This is a genomic window from Streptomyces aurantiacus JA 4570 (assembly GCF_000414115.1).
GTDB lineage: Bacteria > Actinomycetota > Actinomycetes > Streptomycetales > Streptomycetaceae > Streptomyces > Streptomyces aurantiacus_A.
This window is the reverse complement of the sequence record NZ_AOPZ01000230.1, coordinates 1-26,319: the sequence shown is the minus strand read 5'-3', so window position 1 is coordinate 26,319 and position 26,319 is coordinate 1. Positions and strand designations below refer to the sequence as shown.

Genomic DNA, 26,319 nt, shown 5'->3' with positions numbered 1-26,319 from the left:
GGGGCGGCGCGCAGGCCCGCGCGGCGCCGCACGGTCTGTACGGCGGCGGCGTCCAGGAGGGCCGCCGGGGCGTCCCTGCCGGGGGCGGCGACCGGCGGGGGGCGCCGGTCCGTGCCCAGGAGCGCCGCCGTGACCAGCTCCTCCCAGGGTGTGCGGGCGTGACGCCCGGCCGCTTCCGCGTGCGCGGCGGTGGGTACGGTCATCTCCCCTCCTTCCTTATTCGTGTCCTCTGCTCGGCTTCGCGCCGGGGCCTGCTGCTTCCTGCTGTTTCCTTGGCGGGGCTTCGCGGACCCTCACAGCCGTACCGTCTCCGCTCCGTCGTGTGGCCAGGCCGCCAGTGGTGTGAAGCCCCGGTGGCCGCACTCTCCGAAGACCGTGAGCGGCGCGCCTCCGGAGAGGGCCACCAGGCGCCACAGGCCGGAGCGGGACGCGGCGGAACGGTCGATGGGCAGGGCCAATCCGCTGCCCGGGTGGGCCAGTTGCCAGCCCGTGTCGCCGTCCGGGACCGGGACGACCTCGCCGAGGGTGACCGGCCACGACTCGAGCCAAGGGTCGTCGCGCAGTGCCTCGCCGTACCGGACGGCCGCGTCGGCGGGTGGTATCCCCGGCGGATGGCCCGTGGCGGGGCTCGGCGCCGTGAACTGCTCGCCCAGGTCCGCGCGGAGCTGCCGGGACGCCGGGTCGGCCGCGTACGGAACCAGTTCGGCGTCCAGGGACAGGCCGACCGGCAGGGCCAGGGCGGGGGCGCGGCCTGCCGCCCCGTACGACAGGAGCAGGGCCGTGTGGCCGGAGTTCTCGCCGTGCACCCATATCCGGCGCGTGGTGAGCTTGCTGTCCGCCGTGTCGTACTGCGCGAGGACCTGCCAGGTGTCCCGGAGCGGCCGGCCCTGTGCCGGGGCGGGCAGGCCCGTGCGGGAACGGACCGTCGCCGCCAGGGCGTCGGGCAGTTCGTCGCGGCGCAGCCAGCCCGAGGTGAGCAGATGCAGCAGCGCGCACTCCTCCAGGAGGCGGGCCGGCCAGCCCGGGCCCGAGCCCGGGACGGCACCCAACTCCCGCACCCGCGCGGCCAGACCGGGTGCCTGGGCGTCGACCATGCGGGCCGCGGTCTCCTCCCACAGGCCGTACCCCGCCTGCTCGGCCGCGGCCATGCCGCCGCGCAGCAGGTCGGACAGGCGCCGCTCCAGCTCCGTCGCGCCCGCCGTGACCCGCTCCGCCCTGCGCTCCGCCCGCTTGCGCGCCGCGTCCGGACCGGTCGACGCGGCGGGCCCGGCCGCGGGCGCGTTCCGCTTCGTCTCCGCCTTGTCGCGACGCGCGTCCAGCCACTCCCGGGCCCAGTCCGGCGGTGCCTCCCCGTCCGGCACGGCCGCCCGGCCGTCCTCCTCGCCGGACCAGAGCAGCAGCAGGCCGAGCGCGTGCTTGCACGGGAACTTGCGGCTCGGGCAACTGCACTTGTACGCCGGACCCGCCACGTCGGCGATGTCTATCACCGTCTGATACGGCTTGCTGCCGCTGCCCTTGCACAGCCCCCACACGGCCCCCTCGCCCGAACTCCCCGCCCGCGACCACGGCCCGGCGATGCCGAGCTTGCTTCCCGCCTTCTGTGACGACGCGTCAGGTGCCAGTGCCAGCACCTGGTCCGCCGTCCAGCGCACCCCCTGCTGAGTCATGAGTCCGAAGGTAGGTCCCGGCACTGACAATCGGTCACGCTCCGGTCATCCGTGCAGGTCAGAGCCGGGCCGAGGTCGATTGTCAGTGGCGTGGTGCACGGTGGAACACATCGCGGCCAAGCCCGTCGGCAAGACGGCTTCGGCTGTTGATCGTTGCTGCCGCATGCCCGCGCCTCGGCCCTGCCGCGGAGCTCACGCATGCATGAGCTGGAGGGGGATCATCATGTCTGTTTCCGTCGAGAACGCCGGACCTGCCGGACCCGCCGCCGAGGACGCCAAGGACGCGGCCGGCGAGGTCGCGCAGGCGCTGCGGCCGCACGCCGAGGACGCCTTCGCCGCCGAACTCGCCGCGCTGGCCGCGCAGGACGACCGGCCGCGCCCCGCCCGCTGGCTGCTCTCGCCGTGGGCCGTGGCGACCTATCTGCTGGGTGGCACGCTGCCCGACGGCACCGTGATCACCCCGAAGTACGTGGGGCCGCGCCGCATCGTCGAGGTCGCCGTCACCACCCTCGCCACCGACCGCGCCCTGCTGCTGCTCGGCGTCCCCGGCACCGCCAAGACCTGGGTGTCCGAGCATCTCGCCGCGGCCGTCAGCGGCGACTCGACGCTCCTCGTGCAGGGCACGGCCGGCACCCCCGAGGAGGCCATCCGGTACGGATGGAACTACGCGCAGTTGCTCGCCCACGGCCCGAGCCGTGACGCGCTCGTGCCGAGCCCCGTGATGCGGGCCATGTCCGAGGGCATGACGGCGCGCGTCGAGGAGCTGACCCGCATCCCGGCGGACGTGCAGGACTCGCTGATCACGATCCTGTCGGAGAAGACCCTGCCCATACCGGAGTTGGGCCAGGAGGTGCAGGCCGTCCGCGGCTTCAACCTGATCGCCACGGCCAACGACCGCGACCGCGGCGTCAACGACCTCTCCAGCGCGCTGCGCCGCCGCTTCAACACCGTCGTCCTGCCGCTGCCCGAGAGCGCCGACGCCGAGGTCGACATCGTCTCGCGCCGCGTCGACCAGATCGGCCGCTCCCTCGACCTGCCGCCCGGGCCCGAGGGCATCGACGAGATCCGCCGCGTCGTCACGGTCTTCCGCGAGCTGCGCGACGGCGTCACGACGGACGGCCGTACGAAGGTGAAGTCCCCCAGCGGCACGCTGTCCACGGCCGAGGCGATCTCCGTGGTCACCAGCGGCCTCGCCCTGGCCGCGCACTTCGGGGACGGCGTGCTGCGCCCCGGCGACGTGGCCGCGGGCATCCTCGGCGCGGTCGTGCGCGACCCCGCGGCGGACCGCGTGATCTGGCAGGAGTATCTGGAAGCGGTCGTGCGCGAGCGCGACGGGTGGAAGGACTTCTACCGCGCCTGCCGCGAGGTGAGCGCGTGACGGCCGCGGAGGGGGGCGGGCGCGTGGCGGCCGAGGGGGGCGTTGACGTCGGGGGCGCCGGGACTGATGGGGCCGCCGGGGCCTCGCGGGCCGGGGCGGGCGGGCCGTTGCTGCTCGGGGTGCGGCACCACGGGCCCGGCTCCGCGCGGGCGGTGCGGGCCGCGCTGGACGCGGCGGAGCCCCGGGTGCTGCTGATCGAGGGGCCGCCGGAGGCGGACGGTGTCGTCGGTCTCGCCGCCGAGGCGGACATGCGGCCGCCGGTCGCGTTGCTCGCGCACGTGGTGGACGAGCCCGGCCGCTCCGCGTTCTGGCCGCTCGCCGAGTTCTCGCCGGAGTGGGTGGCGATCCGGTGGGCGGTGCGGCGCGGGGTCCCGGTGCGCTTCATGGATCTGCCGGCCGCGCACGCGCTGGCGCGCGGCGACGCGGAGCCCGAGGGCTCGCCGGACGGTGAGGGGGAGGCCGCGGGGCCCGGGTCCGCGGTGTCGTCGGAGCAGGCCGTGCGGATCGATCCGTTGGGGGCGCTCGCCGAGGCCGCGGGGTACGACGACCCGGAGCGCTGGTGGGAGGACGTCGTCGAGCACCGGGCGGCAGGCGGGGACGTGTTCGCGCCGTTCGAGGCGCTGGGCGAGGCGATGGGAGCGCTGCGCGAGACGTACGGCAGCGGCGGGCACGACCGGGACCTGGTGCGCGAGGCGCACATGCGGCTCCAGCTGCGGGCGGCGCAGCGGGAGTTCGGGGGCGAGGGCGTGGCCGTGGTGTGCGGGGCGTGGCATGTGCCCGCGCTGCGGGAGAAGGTCTCCGTGGCCGCCGACCGGGCGGTGCTCAAGGGCCTGCCGAAGGTCAAGGTCGACATGACGTGGGTGCCGTGGACGCACCGGCGGCTGTCCCGGCACAGCGGGTACGGGGCGGGCATCGACTCGCCGGGTTGGTACGGCCACCTCTTCGGCGCGCCCGACCGGCCCGTCGAACGCTGGCTCACGAAGGTCGCCGGGCTGCTCAGGGACGAGGACAGGCTCGTGTCGTCCGCGCACGTCATCGAGGCGGTGCGGCTCGCCGACACCCTCGCCGTGATGCGCGGGCGGCCGCTGCCGGGTCTCACCGAGACGATGGACGCGGTGCGGGCCGTCATGTGCGAGGGGTCGGACGTGCCGCTCGCGCTGGTGCACGACCGGCTCGTGGTCGGCGATGTGCTCGGCGAGGTGCCGGAGTCGGCGCCCGCCGTTCCGCTCCAGCGCGACCTCACCCGGCTGCAGCGCAGACTCCGGCTGAAACCGGAGGCGCTGGAGCGGGAGTTGGAGCTCGACCTGCGCAAGGAGACGGACGCGGCGCGCAGCCGCCTGCTGCACCGGCTGCGGCTGCTCGGGGTCGGCTGGGGGGAACCGGCGGAGTCGCGGGGGAGTACGGGCACGTTCCGGGAGACCTGGCGGCTGCGGTGGGAGCCCGAGCTGTCGGTGCGGGTCGCGGAGGCCGGGGTGTGGGGGACGACGGTGCTCGGCGCCGCCACCGCCAAGGCCGAGGCGGACGCGGTGGGAGCGGCGGCGCTGGCCGACGTGACCTCGCTGGCCGAGCGGTGTCTGCTGGCCGATCTGCCGGACGCGTTGCCGGTGGTGATGCGGGTCCTCGCCGACCGGGCCGCGCTCGACGCGGATGTCGGGCATCTGGCGCAGGCGCTGCCCGCGTTGGTGCGGTCGTTGCGGTACGGGGATGTGCGGGGGACGTCCACGGGGGCGCTGGGGGAGGTGGCGCTCGGGCTGGCGGAGCGGGTGTTCGTCGGTCTGCCCCCCGCGTGTGCGGGGCTCGACGCGGACGCTGCGGCGGCCATGCGGGGGCATGTGGACGGAGTGCATGTTGCCGTCGGGCTGTTGGGGGAGCTCGCGGCGGTTACGGAAGTTGCCGGGGCCGAGGGACCGGCGTCCAGGACCGAGGGACCGGCGGTTGCCGAGGGACCGGCGCTCGCCGGGGGTGTTCGGGGGCGTTGGCAGCGTGTGTTGCGGGGGCTTGTCGGTGGGGAGCGGGTCGCCGGGGTGGTGCGGGGGCGGTGTGCTCGGCTGCTGATGGACGACGGGGTGCTCGACGAGGGGGAGGCCGCGCGGTTCATGGGGCTCGCGTTGTCGCCCGGGACCGAGCCGGGCGAGGCCGCCGCGTGGATCGAGGGGTTCGTCGGGGGCGGAGCCGGGGGCGGGATGCTCCTCGTGCACGACGAGCGGCTGCTGGGGCTCGTCGACGCGTGGCTGACGGGGGTCTCGGGGGACGCCTTCGTCGACGTACTGCCGCTGTTGCGGCGGACGTTCGGGGCGTACGAGCCAGGGGTGCGGCGCACCCTGGGCGAGCTGGTGCGCCGGGGGCCGGGGCGGCCGGGTGCGGCGCTCATGACGGAGGGCGCGCCCGGGTTCGCCGCGGAGCTGGACCGGGAGCGGGCGGACGCGGTGCTCCCGGTGGTGGGGCTGCTGTTGGGGCTGCGCGCCCAGCGGGAGCAGGGTGGTGCTGGGCCCCAGGCACTACGGGGGCGTCGCCCCCGTTCCCCCCTTCATCGGCCCTCCGGGCCTCGTCCTCAAACGCCGGACGGGCTGGATTCCCCCGGTCTCGGACGGGAGCCCGCGCCTGCTGTGGTGGGCGCTGCGGCCGGGGAGCGGATGCGGCGGTGGCGGCTGGTGCTCGGCGGTGATGCCGCGGACGGGACCGGGTGCGCGCTGGCCGGGCGGGACGCCGCGATGGACGGGGCGCTGGCGTCGCTCTACGGAGGCGGTGAGAAGAAGGCGCGCGGACGGGAGCGTTCGGCGGGGCTCGGGGCGTCCGCGCCGTCGGTCGCACGGTGGCTCGGGGACATCCGGACGTACTTCCCCTCGTCCGTCGTGCAGGTCATGCAGCGCGACGCCATCGACCGGCTCGGCCTGTCCGCGCTGCTCCTGGAGCCCGAGATGCTGGAGGCCGTCGAGGCGGACGTCCACCTCGTGGGCACCCTGCTCTCCCTCAACAAGGCGATGCCCGAGACCACGAAGGAGACCGCGCGGGCCGTCGTGCGGAAGGTGGTCGACGACCTGGAGAAGCGGCTCGCGTCCCGCACCCGGGCCACCCTCACCGGCGCGCTCGACCGCAGCGCCCGCGTCAGCAGACCGCGCCACCACGACATCGACTGGAACCGCACGATCGCGGCCAACCTCAAGAACTATCTGCCCGAGTACAAGACGGTCGTCCCCGAACGGCTCATCGGCTACGGACGGGCCGCGCAGTCGGTGAAGAAGGACGTCATCCTCTGCGTCGACCAGTCCGGTTCGATGGCGGCGTCCGTCGTGTACGCGTCCGTCTTCGGCGCGGTGCTCGCCTCGATGCGGTCCATCAGCACCCGGCTCGTCGTGTTCGACACGAACATCGTGGACCTGACGGACCAACTGGACGACCCGGTGGACGTGCTGTTCGGTACGCAGCTCGGCGGCGGCACCGACATCAACAGGGCGCTCGCGTACTGCCAGTCGCAGATCACCCGGCCCGCGGACACCGTCGTCGTGCTCATCTCCGACCTCTACGAAGGCGGGATCCGCAACGAGATGCTGAAGCGGGTCGCGGCGATGAAGGCGTCCGGGGTGCAGTTCGTGACGCTGCTCGCGCTGTCCGACGAAGGGGCGCCCGCGTACGACCGCGAGCACGCGGCGGCGCTCGCCGCCCTGGACGCGCCGGCCTTCGCCTGCACGCCCGACCTCTTCCCGGACGTGATGGCCGCGGCCATCGAGAGGAGGCCGCTGCCCATACCGGACATGCAGCCGCATCAGTAACAGGGGGCTTGCGCGACGGCCGCACCCTCGTGCGAGTATCAACGCCTTCGCCCGCGCGGAGCGAGAGATTCCGCGCGCTGCGCCCGTCCCCGTCATCCCCGTAGCAGTACGGAAGGTCGTCCCCGCCTTGGTTTCCGCAGTCGCTCGGCCCGGTGCGGCGGTGCGCTTCGTGCGCGCGGCCGCGGGGCGGCGTGCGCTGCAGGTGCTCGTGCTGCTCGCGGGGCTGGTCGTCATCGGCCTCGTGTGCGGGGAGAAGGCGCGGGCGGCGGAGGCCACCACGGCCGAGGTGTCCGGCACCGTCGGCGGGGCCGAGGTGGTCGAGCCCGTCGCCGAGTCCGGTGCGCGGCCGGCGGTGGAGCGGGTCGTACGACCCGCGCGTGCTGTTGCCGACGGCGCGGCGCGGGCGGTGGACGGCGTACGGTCCGGCGCGCTGCCCGATGTTCGGCGAGCGGCGCTTCCGGAGCCCGGTCGCGTACTTCCGGAGCCCGATCGCGTACTTCCGGAGCGTGGTCGCGTACTGCCCGAGCCCGATCGCGTACTTCCGGCGCCGCAGGGGCCGCCGCCCGGGCCGTCACTGCCTGGGGCCGGTGACGAAGGTGGAGCCGGGGCAACGGCCCCTGCGCCGCCTGCCGTTGAAGACGGTGAGGACCACGAGGGCCCCCGGGTCGACAGGGTGGACAAGGCCGACAGGGCCGACAAGAGCGGCAAGGCTTACGGGCCCGGCCTCGACGCTTCGTACCTGCAAGGCAGTTGGTCGTCGGCGGATTGTGACGTCTTCGGTGAGCGGGCGCGGGGCGAGGCCCGGGGCGGTGCCGCGTTCGGTGAGCACGGGACCGGAGGGCGCGGGCAGGTGCCGCTGCCCGGCCGGCCGGGCGGTTGTGTGAGTGGTCAGTCGGCGGGTGACGGGAGTTCGCAGCGTCACGCCGACCCGTGCGCGGCCGGTCCCGGCGGTCGCGACGAGATCCGGCTGGTGGCCGGAGCGTGTGCGTCCGCCGGTGCCGATCCGGTACGCGAGAGGCATCGGGACATCCTCGAATTCCCTGGCTAGGGCGGCCTTTTCCCCTGCTCGACCTGCCGCGCGCGGGGGCGGCACAGGTCTGCCCGCCGGTCGTTTGGGCCGGTTCACAGCCAGTACGAGTTCGAAGGATCCGACGTACCCATGAACAAGAACATTCGCCGTTCCATCGTCATAGCCGCCGGGGTCACCGGTGCGTGGGCGCTCGGCTCGGCCGTCGCCGCCGCGGACGAAATGCCCGCGCACTCCGTCGCCGTACCCGACCAGGCGTCCGACGCCATCCACGCCACCGACGCCACCGACGACGTCAAGGACGTCAAGGCTGCGGTCGGCGACGTCCAGAAGGCCGCGCCGGCCGTGCGGGACGTACAGGAGGACGTCCAGGACAAGGTGTCCGATGCCGAGTCCCGGGTGCCCGACGCCAAGAACATCAAGGCAGCCGAGGACGTCACGGAGGTCAAGGCAGCCGAGGACGTCACGGACATCAAGGGAGTCGAGGAGGCGGGCGAGATCGACTACCTCTTCGGCCCCCTCTCCGCCTTCGCCCCGGACCTCGCCGACGCGAGCCCCGTCGTGGACGGCGTCTCGGACTCCGTGCTTCCGCCGGTGGCCGGGACGGCCGTCGACGGCGCGGTCCCGGTGGCGCTGCAGGCGGTCGGGGACGCGAGCTACCTCGGGCAGGGCGTGCTCGGCGACGTGCGGCCGTTCGCGGGCGGCGTCGCCGCGGACGTGCAGCCGTTCGCGCAGACGGTCGTGGGCGAGGACGTGCAGCCGTTCGCCGATGGCGTGGTCGGCTCGGCGTGGCCGCTGGTCGATTCGGTGACCGACCAGGTCCGGCCGGTCGTGGGCGGCGTCGGCGGCAGCGCCGAGCGCCTGGCCCAGGGCGCCGTCGGCGACGTGTCGCCGTTCGCGGGCGGTGTGGTCGCCGACGTGCGGCCGTTCGCGCAGGACCTGACGGGCACGGTCGGCGCCGACGCCCGGTCGCTCGCCGGGAACGCCGTCGCCGGAGCCCAGGGCGTGACCCGCTCGGTCACCCCGGACTACCTGCCGGGCGGCGCCGTGACCGGCCTCCCCGTGTACGACGCCGCGTACCAGGCGACGTACAACGGCTGATCGCGCAAGCAAACGAGCGGGCCCGTCGCCCTCCCCCTGTGACGGGCCCGCCCGCCCCGCCCCGCCGCCCCGGCACACGATCTGTGACCGTCATCACCGCGCAAATGTGATCTGCGATTTAGGGACCCACGTCCCACGGCGATAACCTGCGAGACGGACATGCCGCGTCCACGGCCACCGTGTACGCCTCCCTTGTGACAGCGCAGTCACGTTGCCCTTCGCGGCACGCCCACGCAGAAAACGAACCGCGAGATCACTGAAAAGGGACGGACGCGCGTGGACCTGTTCGAGTACCAGGCGAGGGACCTCTTCGCCAAGCACGGTGTACCGGTGCTGGCCGGTGAAGTCATCGACACGCCTGAGGCGGCGCGCGAGGCCACCGAGCGGCTTGGTGGCAAGTCGGTCGTCAAGGCGCAGGTGAAGGTCGGTGGCCGCGGCAAGGCCGGCGGCGTGAAGCTGGCCGCGACCCCGGACGAGGCCGTCGCTCGCGCGACGGACATCCTCGGCATGGACATCAAGGGCCACACGGTCCACAAGGTGATGATCGCCGAGACGGCCCCGGAGATCGTGGAGGAGTACTACGTCTCCTTCCTCCTGGACCGCACCAACCGCACCTTCCTCTCCATCGCCTCCGTCGAGGGCGGCGTCGAGATCGAGGAGGTGGCGGCCACGCGCCCCGAGGCCGTCGCCAAGACCCCGATCGACGCCAATGAGGGTGTGTCCAAGGAGAAGGCCCAGGAGATCGTCAAGGCGGCGAAGTTCCCGGCCGAGGTCGCCGACCAGGTCGCCGACATCCTGGTGACCCTGTGGGAGACCTTCGTCAAGGAGGACGCCCTCCTGGTCGAGGTCAACCCGCTCGCGAAGGTCAAGAGCGGCAAGGTCATCGCCCTCGACGGCAAGGTCTCGCTCGACGAGAACGCCGACTTCCGGCAGGCCGACCACGAGGCGCTCGAGGACAAGGACGCAGCCAACCCGCTCGAGGCTGCTGCCAAGGCCAAGAACCTCAACTACGTCAAGCTCGACGGCGAGGTCGGCATCATCGGCAACGGCGCGGGTCTGGTCATGTCGACCCTCGACGTCGTCGCGTACGCCGGTGAGAACCATGGCAACGTGAAGCCCGCCAACTTCCTGGACATCGGCGGCGGCGCCTCCGCCGAGGTCATGGCGAACGGCCTCGAGATCATCCTCGGCGACCCGGACGTCAAGTCCGTCTTCGTCAACGTCTTCGGTGGCATCACCGCCTGCGACGAGGTCGCCAACGGCATCGTGCAGGCCCTGGAGCTCCTCAAGTCCAAGGGCGAAGAGGTCTCCAAGCCGCTGGTCGTGCGCCTCGACGGCAACAACGCGGAGCTGGGTCGCAAGATCCTGAGCGACGCCAACCACCCGCTGGTCCAGCGCGTGGACACCATGGACGGCGCGGCCGACAAGGCCGCCGAGCTCGCGGCCGCGAAGTAAGGGAAGAGGACTCCAGAACCATGGCTATCTTCCTCAACAAGGACTCCAAGGTCATCGTCCAGGGCATGACCGGTGCCACGGGCATGAAGCACACCAAGCTCATGCTGGGTGACGGCACGAACATCGTCGGCGGCGTGAACCCCCGCAAGGCGGGCACCAACGTCGACATCGACGGCACCGAGATCCCGGTCTTCGGCTCCGTCGCCGAGGCCATGGAGAAGACGGGCGCCAACGTCTCCGTCCTCTTCGTGCCGCCGGCCTTCGCCAAGGCCGCCGTCGTCGAGGCCATCGACGCCGAGATCCCGCTCGCGGTCGTCATCACCGAGGGCATCGCCGTCCACGACTCCGCCGCCTTCTGGGCGTACGCGAAGACGAAGGGCAACAAGACCCGCATCATCGGCCCGAACTGCCCCGGTCTCATCACCCCGGGCCAGTCGAACGCCGGCATCATCCCGGGCGACATCACGAAGCCGGGCCGCATCGGCCTGGTCTCGAAGTCCGGCACGCTGACGTACCAGATGATGTACGAGCTGCGTGACATCGGCTTCTCGTCGGCCGTCGGCATCGGTGGCGACCCCATCATCGGTACGACGCACATCGACGCGCTCGCCGCGTTCGAGGCCGACCCCGACACCGACCTGATCGTGATGATCGGTGAGATCGGCGGCGACGCCGAGGAGCGGGCCGCGGACTTCATCAAGGAGAACGTGACGAAGCCGGTCGTCGGCTACGTCGCGGGCTTCACCGCGCCCGAGGGCAAGACGATGGGCCACGCCGGCGCCATCGTCTCCGGCTCCTCCGGCACGGCCGCCGCGAAGAAGGAGGCCCTGGAGGCCGCCGGTGTCAAGGTCGGCAAGACGCCGACCGAGACGGCGAAGCTGGCGCGCGCCATCCTCGCCGGCTGACACCGTCCGCCATCGAAAGTGGGCCCGCACCTTGGGGTGCGGGCCCGCTTTCGTTGTCCCGGCCGAGCAATCGCTTCGCCGGATGGGCGGTGATGATCCCTGCGGGCCGGTGGGGGCCGGGCGCTCCCCCAAGTTCTCGGCTTCGCTCGAACAGGGGGGCGCGCTACCCGGCCACCGGCAGCAGACGTCCCGGGCCGCGGTGCGGTTCCGCGCGGAGCTTCTCGCGGAGGACCTCGTCCTCGTACGACAAGGGCCCCGGGCCCATCCGCGGGGGCACGCCGCTGATGGCCCTGCCGGGGGCCTGCGCGGGCTCGTAGCGGGTGGGGGCGGTGCGCACCGTGAGGGCGGTGGCGCCGATGATCAGGGCCGTGAACGCGATCGCCGCACGGGTCCAGAGGCGGGCCCGGCGCTCGCTGCCGAGCCGGACGCGCTCCGGCCGCGGCTGCCGCAGCCGCTCGGTGCGGCCGAGCGCGTCCAGGTGCCGGTGCAGGACTTCCGGCTCTCCTTCGGCGTCGGGCAGCGCCTCGGCGACGGCGCGGCGCGCGTGCAGCAGGCGGTACGCCGCGGTGGGCGTGGTGGCCTCCGTCTCGGCGGCGGTCTCGGGCAGGTCGAGGCCGATGCCGTCGTAGAGCAGCAGCGTGCGGCGCCGTGCGGGCGGCAGGCTCAGGAGCACGGTGAGGACCGCGCGGTGCGCGGCCTCCGCGGGCGGGGTGCCGGGGGTGCGGTGGGCGCGGCGGAAGCGGTGCCAGGGGGACAGCGCGTACTCGTGCGCCGCGGCCCGCACCCAGCTCGCCGGATCGCGGTCCATGGCGACCTCCGGCCAGCGCTGCCAGGCCAGTTGGAAGGCCCGCTCGACGGATTCCTCGGCCAGGCCCGGGCGCCCGGTCAGGGCGTACGCCTGCCGTACGAGGGAGGGCGCGGTGCGCGTGCACAGCGCGTCGAAGGCGGCTTCCGGGGTGTGCGGCGAGGGGACGGGGCGCTTGGCGTAGCGGTCGGGGGCGGCCATGGGGTCCGGGGCCGCGTCCGGGTCTTCGGCGGCGGGGGCGGTGGCGGCGGGGGCGGCATCCTCCGGGTCCACGCCGGCCGCCGGGGCCGCCTCCGGGTCCCGCTCTGCCACCGCTTCCGGACGGCGGCCCGCCTCCGGGCCCGCGGCCCCCGCCTCCGGGCCCGCGGCCTCCTGGTCGTACGCCACCGTCCCCGCCGCCTTCCGCGTGGCCGCGGACGTCGGCGGGTGCGCCTCGCCACGCCCCGCGCCGGTGCCGGAGGCGCCCGGGGCGTGGCCGTCGGCGAGCCCGGCCAGGAGGTGGGCGTACGCGACGCGGCTGCGGCCGCGGGGATGCCTGCGGCCCGACTCCCAGGCCCGGACGGCCGAGCGGGAGACGCCCATCTCCGCGGCGACCTCGGCCTGGCTCAGCGACTTCGCCTCGCGCAGCCTGCGGCGTTCCTTGGGGGAGGGCAGCGGCGGCATGGCAGGGCTCTGGGACATGGCTAGCCGATCCGTCCATCGGGAAAATCGAAAAAGTACATAAACGTATATTGAGCGACACATCCGGCATTCGCCCGTTACGCGAAGAAAGCGCGTGTCGTTGGGAACATGGCCGCGTGACCCATATGACCGATGACGCTGGTTCTCTGACGCTCTATCGGAAGCAGGCGGCGCCGGGCCTCGGGACCTGTCTGCTCGGCGGGGCGATCGCCGCGGGTCTCGGGCTCGGCGCGTTCGCGGTGCTCGTGATGGGGCTGTGGATCAGCTCGCCGTATCCGGACAGCGGGCCGGGCGGCGCGCTGCACGTGGCGGCCGCGCTGTGGCTGCTCGCGCACGGCACCGAGCTGATCCGCACCGAGACGCTGTCCGGCGCGCCCGCGCCGGTGGGCGTCACTCCGCTGCTGCTGCTCGCCCTGCCGGCCTGGCTGGTGCACCGCGCGGCACGCGACGCGGCCGACCCGGACGAGCGGGCGATGGGGGTACGGACCGCGCTGGCGGGGGTGGTCGGCGGCTATCTGCTGGTGGCGACGGCGGCCACGGTGTACGCGGCGGGCGGTGAGCTGAGCCCCTCGTGGCTGAGCGCGACGGCGCGCGTGCCGCTGCTCGCGGTGGCGGCCGCCGGGTTCGGCGTGTGGACCGCGCACGGGCGGCCGCCGGGTCCGCTGCCGGGAGTGGTGCGGCGCGCGGCGGACGGGCTGCGGGTGCCGGACGCGGTACGTCGCTTCGTACGGGAACGGGGAGCCGCCGTGGGCCGGGCGGCGGCAGCGGGGGCGGCGGTGCTGGTGGGCGGGGGAGCGCTGCTCGTCGGGGTGTCGGTGGTGCTGCACGGAGGGCTGGTGCGGGACGCGTTCCTGGATGTCACCACGGTGTGGTCGGGGCGGTTCGCGGTGCTGCTGCTCGCCCTCGCGCTGGTGCCCAACGCGGCGGTGTGGGGGGCCGCGTACGGCCTCGGGCCGGGGTTCGCGCTGGGGGCCGGGACGGTGGTGGGGCCGCTCGGGGCGGACGCCGCTCCGCTGCTTCCGGCGTTCCCGCTGCTCGCGGCGGTGCCCGAGGCCGGGGACGGCTCGCCGCTCACCTGGGCGGTGGGCGTGGTGCCGGTGGCGGCCGGGGGTGTGCTCGGGTCGTTCCTGGGCCGGTCGGCGGCGGACGGGGAGGCTGCCTGGTCCTTGGGGCGGACGGCGCTGGGGGCCGGGGTGGCCGCGGTGTGGTGCGGGGTCGCCTGCGCCGGGCTCGCGGGGATGGCCGGGGGGCCGATGGGGGTGCGGACGCTGTCCGAGTTCGGGCCGGTGTGGTGGTTCACGGGGCTCGCGGCCGTGGCCTGGACCGGGGTGGTGGGGGTGCCGGTGGCTTTGGGGGTCCGGTGGTGGCGGGTCCGGGCGACGGCACCCAAGGGGGAGGGGGCGCCCAAGAGGGAGGGGCGGCTTCGGCGATGGGTGTGGTGGCGGCGGAAACGGGACGTGGCCGACGGCGGTGAGGCTGTGGTTCCGGCGGTGCCGCCCTTGCCCGCGGCCCCACCCGCGGTCCCGCGCGACTACCTGCCGGAGGCGGAGCCGCGCGACCCCCTGTCGTGACAGCGGACGTCGGACAGAGCGAGTGGCGGCGGCCCGCCGTCCTTGTGTATGATCATGACGTAACTTCGGTGCACAGCACGGGAGTCGCGCGTCTGTGGTCCAAGGAAAGACGTCCATCATCCGATGGGAAATGCAGGTGCAAGGCCTGCCGGGCGCTCCACTGACGAAGGTCCCCTCACGGGTGAAGTGAGGGGACCTTCGTCGTTGTGCGTGAGTACGTCCGCACCGCCCCCCGGCGAGGGGAGCGGCGCAGGCGTACGTGTCAGTCGCGGTCCGTCAGGAGCGGGCGCAGCTCCTTGGGGAGCAGGTCGTCGCAGGACTGGCGGGACTCGGTGGTGAGGGCGTCGTCACGGCACGTGTAGTAGTCCCGGTAGATGAGCTGCGCGGCGAACGTCGCGAGCACCATCACCAGCGCCAGCGAAGCCGTGACCAGACCGCTGATCGCCGCCGTCGTCTGCGGCCGCGACCCGTTGCCGGAACCGCCGGACACCCCGGCCTTCGCGCCGCCCCCGGAAGCCGTCGCACCACCGGCCGCCCCCTGCGCGGCCGCCGGCACCGGAGCCGTCGGGTCCGCCGCGCGCGGCTTGGCCCGCAGCGCGCTGATCGCCCAGTAGAGGCCGAGCGCGCCGAGCAGCAACGCCACGTACCGCCAGCCGAAGAGCGCGAAAAAGAACGCCCACATGCCGGAGAGCAGCGCGTAGCGGGCGCGGCGCTGGGCCGGGTCCGTCGGGTCCCAGCGCATCCCGCCGCCCTGGCCGCCGGAGCCGGAACCCGAGCCGTCGGGGCCCTGGCCGCGGGGCCGCTCGCCGAAGCCGCCGCCCGAGGAACGGCCGGGCTGGCGGTCGCTCCACTGGCTGCCCCAGGGCGATTCGCCGCCGTCGCCGTTGCTGCCGTCGCCGTTGCCGCCGTTGCCGCCGTCGGACCCCTGCCCGCCCGCGGGCCGCCGCGGCTGCCAGGGCTGCTCCGGGGTGCCCTCGGGCGGCGGCGCGAAGGGGTTGTCCTCGGAAGACCCTCCGGAGCCGGAAGACCCTCCGGAGCCGGTGGAACCCCCGGAGCCGGTGGAACCCCCGTCGCGTGTCGAGCCCTGTGCGGGGGACGGGTCGTACGCGAAGGGCAGCGGGAGGCGGAGGCTACGGTCCGGCATCAGGTGTGCGTCTTCCCCTTGATAGAGCTCGGCGGCCCGGTTCGGCGGACCGGGCAACTCGGCGATGGAGCTTGGCAACTCGGTGTTCAGGAGTCTGCCCCCACAGACGCTACCTTCCGGCCGCGCCCCCGTCCCGTGAGGGGCCGCCCGGTGTGCCGGTATCGTTGCTGCCGGTCGGCCGCTTCGTAGGGTTCCCCGTATCGGGGGACGCGAAGCCTTCGTACGACCGTACAAAGAGCACTCCCGAGAAAGGGCCCCGCCGTGGCCAAGGCCAAGCGCCTCGTCGTGCTGGTCTCCGGATCAGGTACGAATCTGCAGGCACTGCTCGACGCCATCGCGGAGCGCGGCGCGGACGCCTACGGCGCCGAGGTCGTGGCCGTCGGCGCCGACCGGACCGGCATCGCGGGCCTGGAGCGCGCCGAGCGGGCGGGCCTGCCGACGTTCGTGTGCCGGGTGAAGGACTACGCGAACCGGGACGAATGGGATCGCGCGCTCGCGGAGGCCACCGCGGCCCACGAGCCCGACCTGGTCGTCTCGGCCGGATTCATGAAGATCGTCGGGAAGGAATTCCTGGCCCGGTTCGGCGGCCGCACGGTGAACACGCACCCGGCGCTGCTGCCCAGTTTTCCGGGGGCCCACGGCGTGCGCGACGCACTCGCGTACGGCGCGAAGGTCACCGGCTGCACCGTCCACTTCGTCGACGACGGCGTCGACAGCGGCCCGATCATCGCGCAGGGCGTGGTGGACGTACGGGACGAGGACGACGAGAGCGCGCTGCACGAGCGCATCAAGGAAGTCGAGCGAAGGCTGCTCGTCGAAGTCGTGGGGCGCCTGGCCCGCGACGGCTTCTCGATTGAGGGACGAAAGGTAGTTATCCCGTGACCGCCGAAGGTACGGCCACCGCCGAAGGTACGAAAGCCCCGATCAGGCGCGCACTCATCAGCGTCTACGACAAGACCGGCCTGGAAGACCTCGCGCGCGGGCTCCACGAGTCGGGCGTCGAGCTCGTGTCGACGGGCTCCACCGCCGCGCGGATCGCCGCGGCCGGGGTGCCGGTCACCAAGGTCGAGGAGCTCACCGGCTTCCCCGAGTGCCTGGACGGCCGGGTGAAGACGCTGCACCCGCGCGTGCACGCCGGGATCCTCGCCGACCTGCGCCTGGAGGCGCACCGCAGGCAGCTCCAGGAGCTCGGCGTCGAGCCGTTCGGGCTCGTCGTCGTGAACCTCTACCCGTTCCGCGAGACCGTCGCGTCCGGCGCGAGCTACGACGCGTGCGTGGAGCAGATCGACATCGGCGGTCCGTCGATGGTCCGCGCCGCCGCCAAGAACCACCCGTCGGTCGCGGTCGTCACCAGCCCGGCCCGGTACGCCGACACGCTCGCCGCCGTCCGCGACGGCGGCTTCGACTTCGAGGCCCGCCGGGAGCTCGCCGCCGAAGCTTTCCAGCACACCGCCGCGTACGACATCGCCGTCGCGAACTGGTTCCTGGAGACCGAGCAGTCCGGCAAGGACGGCTTCCCCGAGTTCATCGGCGCCGCCTTCGACCTGAAGAACCAGCTCCGCTACGGCGAGAACCCGCACCAGCAGGCCGCGCTGTACACCGACGGCCGCGGTGGCCTCGCCGAGGCCGAGCAGCTGCACGGCAAGGAGATGTCGTACAACAACTACACGGACACGGACGCCGCGCGCCGTGCCGCGTACGACCACGACGACCCCTGCGTGGCGATCATCAAGCACGCCAACCCGTGCGGCATCGCGATCGGCGGCAATGTCGCCGAGGCGCACCGCAAGGCGCACGCCTGCGACCCGCTGTCCGCGTTCGGCGGCGTCATCGCCGTGAACCGGCCGGTGACGCGGGAGATGGCCGAGCAGGTCGCGGACATCTTCACCGAGGTCATCGTCGCGCCCGACTACGAGGACGGCGCGCTCGAAGCCCTCACCAAGAAGAAGAACATCCGCGTCCTGCGCGCCCCGCACGGGCCGTCCGCGCCGGTCGAGGTCAAGCCCATCGACGGCGGCGCGCTGCTCCAGGTCACCGACCGCCTCCAGGCCGACGGCGACAACCCGGCCAACTGGACCCTCGCGACCGGCGACGCCCTCTCCAAGGGCGAGCTCGCCGAGCTGGCCTTCGCCTGGCGCGCCTGCCGCGCCGTGAAGTCCAACGCGATCCTGCTCGCCAAGGACGGCGCGTCCGTCGGCGTCGGCATGGGCCAGGTCAACCGCGTCGACTCCGCGAAGCTCGCGGTCGAGCGCGCCGGCGAGGACCGCGCCCACGGCGCGTTCGCCGCGTCCGACGCGTTCTTCCCCTTCCCCGACGGCCTGGAGGTCCTCACCGCCGCGGGCGTCAAGGCGGTCGTCCAGCCCGGCGGCTCGGTCCGCGACGAACTGGTCGTCGAGGCCGCGAAGAAGGCGGGCGTGACGATGTACTTCACGGGGACGCGGCACTTCTTCCACTGAGCCCGTGTACGTACGCAGCGGGCGCCGCACCCTTCAGGGGGTACGGCGCCCGCTGCGCGTGGAGCGGTCGGCGGTCAGTTGTTGGACCGCTGGATGACCATGGTCTTGGCGGCCTTGTCGTGCCAGCCCTGCTGACGGCCCGTCTTGTCCCAGAACGGGGACAGATAGACGAGGAGCTGGCCGATGCCGCAGGCCAGGGAGCCGACGACCGGGATGATGTAGCGGACGAACGCGGAGCCGACGCCCGGATTCCGGCCCGTCTCCGCGTCGACGACGCGGATGCCGACGGCGAGCTTGCCGAGCGTGCCGCCGACCAGCGTGGTCATCAGCCACTCGTAGACCAGGCCGAAGATGCCGATGACGGCGATGACGGCACCCATCTGGGCGGCGATGTCGGAGCCGGCGTCGTTCATGCAGCTGTCGTAGTTGACGGAGCCGGGGTCGCAGTCCTTCGCCTCGTTGAACGCGCTGACGACACCGGCGGCGACGAGGATCGCGATGATGACGCTGAACGCCACCCCGTCGATGACGCGGGCTCCGAAGCGGCGGCCCATGGACGCCACCGTCGGGCCGGGGCCGCCCGGGTAGCCGTAACCGCCGGGCTGCTGGGGGTAGGCGCCGTACGGCTGGGCCTGCTGCGGGTAGGCCGGGTACGCCTGGCCCGGGTAGCCGCCCTGCTGCGGTGGCACACCCTGGGGAGCCTGCTGGGGATAGCCGTATCCGGGGCCGGGGCCCGGTGGGGGCTGGTTGGGGTCCTGGGGTGGCGGCCCGTAGGGGTTGCTCATGGTGGGGATTCCTCCGTCGGGGAGTGCGGGGACGTCGCGACACGCACGGAGGAAACGTTCACAGAAGCGTCGGTCCCCCCGACACCGGCCGCGGCACTGTGGAGGCATCGTTCTTCAGCGCCGCCGTGTTTGTCCAGTTGTGCCCACAGGTCTTGTGCGAGTGCAATCACCACGCGTTACGCGCGTGCGCGCGAGCGCCCCCGGATTGGTACGCGGGCGGGCTCATCCGCGAGGATGGGGGCATGACCGCCCAGATTCTCGATGGCAAGGCCACCGCAGCAGCGATCAAGTCCGAACTGACCGCCCGCGTGGCGGCCCTGAAGGAGAAGGGCGTGACGCCCGGCCTCGGTACCGTCCTGGTCGGCGACGACCCCGGCAGCCACAAGTACGTGGCGGGCAAGCACCGCGACTGCGCCCAGGTCGGCATCGCCTCCATCCAGCGCGAACTGCCCGCGACCGCCTCCCAGGAGGAGATCGAGGCCGTCGTGCGCGAGCTCAACGACGACCCCGCGTGCACCGGCTACATCGTGCAACTGCCCCTGCCCAAGGGCATTGACGAGAACCGCATCCTGGAGCTGATGGACCCGGCCAAGGACGCGGACGGCCTGCACCCCACCAACCTGGGACGGCTCGTCCTGAACGAGCCCGGCCCGCTGCCGTGCACGCCGTACGGGATCATCCGGCTGCTGCGGCAGCACAACGTGGAGATCAAGGGCGCCGAGGTCGTCGTCGTCGGGCGTGGCGTGACCATCGGGCGGCCGATGCCGCTGCTGCTCACCCGCAAGTCGGAGAACGCGACGGTCACCCAGTGCCACACCGGCACCCGTGACCTCTCGTCCCACCTGAAGCGCGCCGACATCATCGTGGCGGCGGCCGGGGTGCCGCACCTCATCAAGGCCGAGGACGTGAAGCCCGGCGCCGCCGTGCTCGACGTCGGTGTCTCGCGGGACGGCAACGGCAAGATCGTCGGCGATGTCGAGCCGGGCGTCGCCGAGGTCGCCGGATGGATCTCGCCCAACCCGGGCGGTGTGGGCCCGATGACGCGCGCCCAGCTCCTCGTCAACGTCGTCGAGGCCGCGGAACGTGTCGCTGCCGGGGGCTGAGCGGGGGAAGGGTGACGGGATGAACGTGGAGGCGAAGGGCGGCGGTCCGGACTCCGAGGCCGACGCCGGGCCGCAAGCCGAGCCGGAGGCCGGATCGGAAACCGGGACCGCGCCCGAGGCCGGGACCGCGCCCGAGACCGAGCTCGGAACCGAAGTCGAGCTCGGAACCGACGCCGAGCCCGAAACCGACGTCGAGGCCGGTTTCGCCAAGGGTGCCGTCAGCGCCCCCGGCCCCGACGGCGAACCCCGCAAGGTGTCCCGGCGGTTCCCGCTGTTCACGCGGGACACCGCACGGCCCGAGGGCGGGGGACGCGCGGCGTCGGGGGACGCGCCCGCCCCGGCACGGCAGTGGCCGCTGCTCAGCGTGGTGTCCCTGGTGGGGCTCGGGCTGCTCCTGACGGCCTTCGACGTGTTCCGCGTCGGCACGCTGCTGATCGGGCTCGCGCTGCTCGCGGGCGCCGTGATGCGCTGGTGGCTGCCGGGCGTCGGCATGCTGGCGGTGCGCTCGCGGTTCACGGACATGGTGACGTACGGCAGTCTCGGCCTGGTGATCGTGCTGCTCGCGATGATGACGCAGCCGAATCCGTGGCTGGAGATCCCGTTCCTCGACGACACGCTGCACTTCACGATCAGCAGCTAGCCGGGAGCGCCGGCCCCTCGCGGGCCGGCGCGCCGTCCGGCACACACCAACGGCCCGTACTCGCCAGGAGAGTACGGGCCGTTGGCCGTGGGGGCAGGGGGTGGTGCGGCGGTCGCGGGCCCGTTCCTCCGTGCGCCCCTGCACGGAGCCGCAACCTCAGTGGTCTGTAGTTGTCGCACCATGCGGTGCGTTCAAGCCGGTCGTGCTGGTGCTGAAGTCTGTGGAGCGCAGGCCCGGTCCCCCGTGCGAACCCCCGTGTGCAGGCCCGCGCTCCCTTCCCCCGGCGCACCGTTTCGTCAAGGCGGCGCGGTGGGTTGTGCTGAGCCAAAAACTACGCCGGGCGGGCGCCCCCCGTCGTCCCGTGCCGGGTTGACGTTCGGGTACCACCAGGGTCGTACAACGACCCCGTCTACAACTTCCGCGGTACGGCGAACGATGGACGATTACTGGCGGGTACGCGGGCTACGCTGCAGCGATGCGCCTGAGCCCACTCACCGTCGACGTGCTGGTTGCCCTCGGGCAAGTGGCTCTGCTGGTGTTGATCGGGCCCGAGGCCGCGCTGGTCGGCTGGTCCGACCTGGACGCCCGCGGCTACGTGCTCGCGCTCCTGGTGATCGCGCCGACCGCCTTCCGCTCGAAGGCACCGCTCGCGGTCTGCCTCGTCACGTACGCGATCTGGTCGGTGTACGTCACCGCCGGCTACTGGCCCGGCGTCACGGCGTTCGGCCCGATGCTCTGTCTCTACACGGTCGCCCTGCAGCTCCCGACGCGCACGAGCGGCATCTGTACGGCGCTGCTCACCGCCATCTGGTTCTTCGGCAGTGTGGACAGCCAGGATCACGCCCCCCTGCCGTTGGTGGCGGCGCAGGCCCTCTGCATCAACGCCCTGGTGTGGCGCATGGGTTATCTGGCCCGCCGCTCCGCCGAGCTCGCCCGCAAGACCCGCGCCGAACAGCACGAACGGGCCCGGCACGCGGTCGTGGAGGAGCGCGGGCGGATAGCGCGGGAGCTGCACGACGTCGTCGCCCACCACATGTCGGTGATTTCCGTGCAGGCGGGGCTCGCCACGTTCGTCTTCGACTCCGACGCCAAGACGGCGCGCACCGCGCTCGGCACCATATCCGGCACCAGCGCCGAGGCCCTGGAGGAGATGCGGCGCATGCTGCGGGTGCTGCGGGCCCAGGAGGACGACGGCGAGGTGCCGGACGCGCCGATGCCGGGACTCGACCGCATCAGGGACATGACGGACCGGGTCAGAGCGGGCGGTGTGCCCGTCGAGTTCAGGGTCACGGGGACGCCGCGGCCGATCGCGCCGGGCGTCGAGCTGTGCGCGTACCGCATCGTGCAGGAAGCCCTCACCAACGTCCTCAAACACGCCCGGCAGGCCAGCGCGACCGTGGAGTTGCACTACCGCCGCGACCACATCGAGGTGTCCGTCACCAATGATGGGGAGGGGGTGATTCCGGACAGAGTGAGGAGTGGTGGTGGACATGGGTTGATCGGTATGAGAGAACGGGCCAAGCTCTACGGCGGAACGATCAGCATCGGGCCGCGCAGCGCCGGAGGGTTCGCCGTCAGGCTCACCCTGCCCACGTCGGCGCGGGCCGCACCGCCGGGAGACGACGCCACCGAATGACCTCAGCACACATCAAGGTGCTTGTCGTGGACGACCAGTTCCTCATCCGCGCCGGGCTCGTCGGTGTGCTCAGGGCCGCGCCCGGCATCGAGGTCGTAGGCGAGGCGGGGGACGGTGCGGAGGCCGTGGAACTGGCCGCGTCCGCGCGCCCCGACGTGATCCTCATGGACATCCGCATGCCCGGCATGAACGGCATCACGGCCACCGAGCGCATCCTCGCCGAGGCCGCCGACCCGCCGCCGCGCATCCTGGTCCTCACCACCTTCGACCTCGACGAGTACGTGTACGGGGCGCTCCGCGCGGGCGCCGCCGGCTTCCTGCTCAAGGACTCCGGGCCCGAGCGGCTGCTCGCCGCGGTGGCCGCGGTGGACAGCGGCGACGCGCTGTTCGCGCCGAGCGTCACGCGCCGCCTGGTGGAGGCGTTCGCGGTACGTTCCGGGGCCGTCGGCGACGCGGGCGCGCCGCCGCCCGACCTCGCCGCGCTCACCGGGCGCGAGCTGGAGGTCCTGAAGCTGATCGCGCGCGGCCTTTCCAACGCGGACATCGCCGACCGCCTCTACATCAGCGAGGCGACCGTCAAGACGCACCTCAACCGCACCATGAACAAGCTCGATCTGGACACCCGGGCCCAGGCCGTGGTGATCGCCTACGAGACCGGCCTGGTGACGCCGGGCAGCTCCGGCTCCGGCCTCTGACGTACGCAAGACGGCGCCCGTCCTCTCCCCCGTGGGAGGACGGGCGCCGCCGGTTCGCGGGAGCGAGCCGCGTGCTCGCCGTGTGCCTCAAGCGTCATGGACGCGCCATCCCGGCAGCAAGGCGAGCCAGGTCCCTGTGGCACGGAAGTGACCATTCCGCAGCGGTGTGCTGGGCCCGCTACGGGTGCGAGACGACCCCGTCGGAGCGGGCGAAACGGAAGATCCGGACGGAACCGAACCGGGCCCCGCGACCGTCAGTCGGTCGACGCGACCGTCCGTCTGCGACCGGGTCGCGCTGGGGGTGCACCATGGGGACGCGCGCGGGCGCCTGGCAACCGCTTCCGGACCGACTGCCGCCGGAGGTACGCCACTTCGTCGGGCAGCTGCGACGGCTCAAGGACCACACGGGCCTGAGCCTCGTGGCGCTCGGCGCCAGAACCGCGTACAGCAAGTCCTCCTGGCAGCGGTACCTCAACGCCCAGCAGCCCCCGCCCCGCGACGCCGTGCTCGCGCTGTGCCGGATCGCGGGGGCGGACGGCGCGCGGCTCGCGGCGGGGTGGGAGCTGGCGGTGCGGGCCTGGCCGCGTGCTGGTGAGCCGAGTACGGCGGGGGCGCCCGCGTCGGACACGGGACCGGTGGCGCCGGTGGACCCGGTGGGCGCGGTGGACCTGGTGGAGCCGGTGGACCCAGGGGCGCCGGTGGCCCCGGGGGTCATGTCGCCCCCGACGCGCCCGACGGCCGCCACCGTCACGCCCGTCCGGCGCCACCCCGCTCCGGTCCGGCGCCCCGCGCCGACCTGGCGGCTCGTCGCCTGTTCCGCGCTCGCGGTGATCGCACTTCTGCTCGCGGGCCTGCTGTGGATCCTCGCGCAGGTGGTGGCGGAGCGCCGCGGCACCGGCGGGGAGCCGCCGCAGGCTCCGGGAGCGAGCGTCTCCGAGCAGCTGGGCACGCGCCGGGCCCCGGGGACCGCCACTGAGTGACGGGCCCCGGGGCGGGAGCGGGGGTGCGCTCGGCCGGGGCGGCGGTCAGCCCAGGCGGTTGTACGCGGCCTTCTTCCACTGGCCGTCGATCTTCACGTAGTACGTGCCCGCGATCCGCTTGAAGCCGACGTGCCGCACGAAGCCCGTGTAGACGACCTGGCCGCCGGCGTGCGGGCCGCTGAGGAAGTTGTCGGCGGCGCCGAAGGTCTCCTTGCCGACGACGCCGTCGACGTCCTCCAGGTCCTCGTGGGCCTGCCACCACTTCGTGGCGGACGCCGTCTTCCAGCCGAAGTGGCCGTCGACGTCCGCCTTCTTGAAGGTGTGCTGGACGCCGTTGCCGTCGCGCCACTTGGCGCCGTCCGCGTACAGGACGCTCTGCCACAGCCAGGTGGCGTTGGAGTGCGCGTGGCGGTGGCGGGAGAGCGTGCCCTCGTCGCCCCAGTCGTTGAAGGCGTCGCCGCCGCCGTCGATGACGTGCGGTCCGGCGGCCTGGGCGAGCGGCGCGGCGCCGGCGAGCGCGAGGCCGGCGCCCGCGGTCACGGCGACGGCGGCGGCGAGCAGCCGGCGCGGGCGGCGGGGGCCGGTGGTGGGCGGCGAGCAGCCGGCGCGGGCGGCGGGTGCCGGTGGTGGTGCGGTGGTGCATGGTGGTTCCCCCCTGGTGGTTCGGTCACGGCACGCGGGTGCCGTGTGACTGCCGTACGCCGGGCTGACGTGCGGCGGTGTCGTGTTCGATGCTTCGGTACCGGGGCGGTGCGGAACAGGGTCAACCGCCGCATTCGGGACGGTTCTGGGACGTCCCGGCCCGGGAGCTGGGGTTCCGCGTTGTGAACTGGGACGTCGGTGGGACACTGGGCCGTGGACCCCGGGGCGTGCGACGAGGCACACTCTGTCCCAAATGCTCCTGTGCGCTCCCATTCCGGGAACTGACATCCTGGCTCGGCGCATCCCTCTGGGTAGTTCAGGCCCGGGGCAGAGAGGGCACGAAGCGCGGGGGCAGTCAGGCACGTACGGGGGGAATAGGGGGAGCAATGCCTCGTTGGAAGGCGCTACCGGATGAGCTCGATCCGCAGGTCAGGGAGTTCGCGAACCAGTTGCGCAGGCTGGTCGACCGCAGTGGTCTCAGCATCGCGGCGGTGTCGGACCGGACCGGCTACAGCAAGACGTCGTGGGAGCGCTATCTGAACGGGCGGCTGCTCGCCCCCAAGGGCGCGATCGTCGCGCTCGCCGAAGTCACCGGTACGCCGCCGGTGCACCTCATCACCCTGTGGGAGCTGGCGGAGCGGGCCTGGAGCCGTTCCGAGATGCGGCACGACATGACGATGCAGGCCATCCGGATCTCCCAGGCGCGGGCGGCGCTCGGCGAGCTCGCGGCGAACCCGCCGGCGGGCTCCAAGGACTCCAAGGGCGCGAGGCCGTCCAAGGCCCCCAAGGGGGGCGGCGGTTCGGACAGGGCGCGGGGTGGCGGGGTCGGTGCCGTGACCGGGATCGCCGGGCCGGCCGGGGTGTCGCCGACGGTGCCGCCGGCGGCGCGGGAGCCGGAGGGGGTGCGGTACGGGGTGGCGTCCGGGGCGCCCGCCTCGGCCTCGGCCCCGGCGTCCGCCCCGGCCCCGGCCCCGGCTTCGGCCCAGGGTCCGTCGACTCCTTCTTCCCGTTCGTACGAGGCGTCGGCGCCGCCTGCCGCCTCGGCGGCCACGGCGTCGGTGCCGCCGGCGTACGGGGCCGTGGCCGGGCCCGCAGCGGGGGGCGACGGGAAGTCGCCCGACGGGCAGCGGCGCAAGCGGAAGCTGACGATGTTCCTCGCCGGGATCGTCGGGGCGCTCGTCGTGATCGCCGCGGCCGTCTTCCTCACGGACCTCGGCAAGGGCGACGACGACGGCGGCGACAAGGCCAAGCCGTCGGCCTCGCCCACGACCTCCACCGCGGATCTGCCCGCGGGGGTGGAGTGCAGCGGGGCCGGCTGTGCCGGCAAGGATCCCGAGAACATGGGGTGCGGGGGCGAGTTCGCCAGGACCACGTCCCGGGTGACCGTGGGGACGAAGACGCTCGTCGAGGTGCGGTACAGCAAGACGTGCGGGGCCGCGTGGGCGCGGATCACCCAGGCCGCGCCCGGGGACAAGGTCCGGATCACCGGGTCCGGTTCGGCCGCGGGGCAGAACGGGACCGTGGACGCGGACCTCGACGCGTACACGCCGATGGTCGCCGTGAAGAACGCGGCGGCGGCGAAGGCTTGCGCGACGCTGAAGTCCGGCCGGACGGGCTGCACGAAGTGACTGCCGTCGGCCGACGGGCGGGCGCCGGCCTGGCGGGTGCCCCGCCCCGCACCTGACGGTGACCGCAGTCGTGGGCTGTGCCCACCCGTGCCGCCCCTGGCGGCCCAGCTGCCCACAGCAGGTTCCCAGCTCGTCGCCGCCGGGCGGCCTTTCGTGGCACCGGAAGTGCAGGACTGCCTCGCCGGGAGGCTTGGGGCGGCGCCTGCTGCGGCCCGAGGGGCTCTGGTGCCGGTGAACGGGTGGGCGGGTG

Annotated in this window: 21 protein-coding genes and 1 pseudogene; 16 read left to right on the top strand and 6 right to left on the bottom strand. The window is 73.5% G+C overall.

What is annotated here, in order from left to right; genetic code table 11:
• On the bottom strand, window positions 1-203 hold a 203-nt coding region (locus STRAU_RS22400), incomplete at its 3' end, for a DUF5691 domain-containing protein (protein WP_037661119.1).
• Between the two features lie 90 nt (window positions 204-293).
• Window positions 294-1,667, bottom strand: coding sequence for an SWIM zinc finger family protein (locus tag STRAU_RS22395; protein WP_016642662.1), 1,374 nt, complete (start codon window positions 1,665-1,667; stop codon window positions 294-296).
• Window positions 1,668-1,890: 223 nt separating this feature from the next.
• Between STRAU_RS22395 and STRAU_RS22390 the strand changes: the two genes are divergently transcribed.
• From STRAU_RS22390 to sucD, 7 genes and pseudogenes are all read left to right on the top strand, one after another.
• Window positions 1,891-3,045, top strand: a complete 1,155-nt coding sequence (locus STRAU_RS22390) for an ATP-binding protein (protein WP_037661118.1) — start codon at window positions 1,891-1,893, stop codon at window positions 3,043-3,045.
• A 107-nt stretch (window positions 3,046-3,152) separates the two neighbouring features.
• Window positions 3,153-5,519 (top strand): annotated as a pseudogene (locus tag STRAU_RS43780) (DUF5682 family protein); the annotation flags it as partial.
• A 159-nt stretch (window positions 5,520-5,678) separates the two neighbouring features.
• Window positions 5,679-6,815, top strand: coding sequence for a VWA domain-containing protein (locus STRAU_RS43775; protein WP_310592265.1), 1,137 nt, complete (start codon window positions 5,679-5,681; stop codon window positions 6,813-6,815).
• 127 nt (window positions 6,816-6,942) lie between these two features.
• Window positions 6,943-7,863, top strand: a complete 921-nt coding sequence (locus STRAU_RS22380; protein ID WP_158692110.1) for a hypothetical protein — start codon at window positions 6,943-6,945, stop codon at window positions 7,861-7,863.
• 111 nt (window positions 7,864-7,974) lie between these two features.
• Window positions 7,975-8,943 (top strand): hypothetical protein, encoded by a 969-nt coding sequence (locus STRAU_RS22375; RefSeq protein WP_016642657.1) that lies wholly within the window; start codon window positions 7,975-7,977, stop codon window positions 8,941-8,943.
• A gap of 276 nt (window positions 8,944-9,219) precedes the next feature.
• Entirely contained in the window at window positions 9,220-10,398 is a 1,179-nt protein-coding gene (gene sucC / locus STRAU_RS22370; protein WP_016642656.1) for an ADP-forming succinate--CoA ligase subunit beta, read from the top strand.
• A 20-nt stretch (window positions 10,399-10,418) separates the two neighbouring features.
• Complete coding sequence (gene sucD, locus STRAU_RS22365) at window positions 10,419-11,303, top strand: succinate--CoA ligase subunit alpha (protein WP_016642655.1); 885 nt, start codon at window positions 10,419-10,421, stop codon at window positions 11,301-11,303.
• Between the two features lie 163 nt (window positions 11,304-11,466).
• Here sucD and STRAU_RS22360 read toward each other — a convergent pair whose 3' ends face one another.
• Window positions 11,467-12,789, bottom strand: a complete 1,323-nt coding sequence (locus STRAU_RS22360) for a helix-turn-helix domain-containing protein (protein ID WP_037661116.1) — start codon at window positions 12,787-12,789, stop codon at window positions 11,467-11,469.
• 125 nt (window positions 12,790-12,914) lie between these two features.
• On the opposite strand from STRAU_RS22360, the gene STRAU_RS22355 reads away from it, so the two are divergent.
• Complete coding sequence (locus tag STRAU_RS22355) at window positions 12,915-14,360, top strand: cell division protein PerM (protein WP_037661113.1); 1,446 nt, start codon at window positions 12,915-12,917, stop codon at window positions 14,358-14,360.
• Window positions 14,361-14,622: 262 nt separating this feature from the next.
• Here STRAU_RS22355 and STRAU_RS22350 read toward each other — a convergent pair whose 3' ends face one another.
• Window positions 14,623-15,504: a hypothetical protein gene (locus STRAU_RS22350; RefSeq protein ID WP_037661111.1), complete on the bottom strand. Its 882-nt coding sequence runs from the start codon at window positions 15,502-15,504 to the stop codon at window positions 14,623-14,625.
• A gap of 261 nt (window positions 15,505-15,765) precedes the next feature.
• Here STRAU_RS22350 and purN point away from each other — a divergent pair, with 261 nt between their 5' ends.
• Window positions 15,766-16,386 carry a phosphoribosylglycinamide formyltransferase gene (gene purN / locus STRAU_RS22345; RefSeq protein ID WP_016642651.1) on the top strand — a complete coding sequence of 207 codons (621 nt, stop codon included), beginning with the start codon at window positions 15,766-15,768 and terminating at the stop codon, window positions 16,384-16,386.
• Window positions 16,383-17,960 carry a bifunctional phosphoribosylaminoimidazolecarboxamide formyltransferase/IMP cyclohydrolase gene (purH, locus tag STRAU_RS22340; RefSeq protein WP_016642650.1) on the top strand — a complete coding sequence of 526 codons (1,578 nt, stop codon included), beginning with the start codon at window positions 16,383-16,385 and terminating at the stop codon, window positions 17,958-17,960. Before purN ends, purH begins: the two co-directional genes overlap by 4 nt.
• Before the next feature lie 74 nt (window positions 17,961-18,034).
• Here the strand turns inward: purH and STRAU_RS22335 are convergent, their stop codons facing one another.
• Complete coding sequence (locus tag STRAU_RS22335) at window positions 18,035-18,745, bottom strand: RDD family protein (RefSeq protein ID WP_016642648.1); 711 nt, start codon at window positions 18,743-18,745, stop codon at window positions 18,035-18,037.
• A 242-nt stretch (window positions 18,746-18,987) separates the two neighbouring features.
• On the opposite strand from STRAU_RS22335, the gene STRAU_RS22330 reads away from it, so the two are divergent.
• The 5 genes from STRAU_RS22330 (at window position 18,988) to STRAU_RS44690 (ending at window position 23,799) form a co-directional block, all read left to right on the top strand.
• A complete protein-coding gene (locus STRAU_RS22330; RefSeq protein ID WP_016642647.1) occupies window positions 18,988-19,848 on the top strand; it encodes a bifunctional methylenetetrahydrofolate dehydrogenase/methenyltetrahydrofolate cyclohydrolase in 861 nt (286 codons plus the stop codon).
• A gap of 19 nt (window positions 19,849-19,867) precedes the next feature.
• Window positions 19,868-20,488, top strand: a complete 621-nt coding sequence (locus STRAU_RS43770; RefSeq protein ID WP_016642646.1) for a DUF3017 domain-containing protein — start codon at window positions 19,868-19,870, stop codon at window positions 20,486-20,488.
• Between the two features lie 475 nt (window positions 20,489-20,963).
• Window positions 20,964-22,124, top strand: a complete 1,161-nt coding sequence (locus STRAU_RS22320; protein WP_037661110.1) for a sensor histidine kinase — start codon at window positions 20,964-20,966, stop codon at window positions 22,122-22,124.
• Window positions 22,121-22,819 carry a response regulator gene (locus STRAU_RS22315; RefSeq protein WP_016642644.1) on the top strand — a complete coding sequence of 233 codons (699 nt, stop codon included), beginning with the start codon at window positions 22,121-22,123 and terminating at the stop codon, window positions 22,817-22,819. Before STRAU_RS22320 ends, STRAU_RS22315 begins: the two co-directional genes overlap by 4 nt.
• A 308-nt stretch (window positions 22,820-23,127) precedes the next feature.
• Window positions 23,128-23,799 (top strand): helix-turn-helix domain-containing protein, encoded by a 672-nt coding sequence (locus tag STRAU_RS44690; RefSeq protein WP_016642643.1) that lies wholly within the window; start codon window positions 23,128-23,130, stop codon window positions 23,797-23,799.
• 45 nt (window positions 23,800-23,844) lie between these two features.
• Here STRAU_RS44690 and STRAU_RS43755 read toward each other — a convergent pair whose 3' ends face one another.
• A complete protein-coding gene (locus tag STRAU_RS43755; protein WP_016642642.1) occupies window positions 23,845-24,339 on the bottom strand; it encodes a peptidoglycan-binding domain-containing protein in 495 nt (164 codons plus the stop codon).
• A 488-nt stretch (window positions 24,340-24,827) separates the two neighbouring features.
• Here STRAU_RS43755 and STRAU_RS22300 point away from each other — a divergent pair, with 488 nt between their 5' ends.
• Window positions 24,828-26,069 (top strand): helix-turn-helix domain-containing protein, encoded by a 1,242-nt coding sequence (locus tag STRAU_RS22300; protein ID WP_016642641.1) that lies wholly within the window; start codon window positions 24,828-24,830, stop codon window positions 26,067-26,069.
• The last annotated feature ends 250 nt before the right edge of the window (window positions 26,070-26,319 follow it).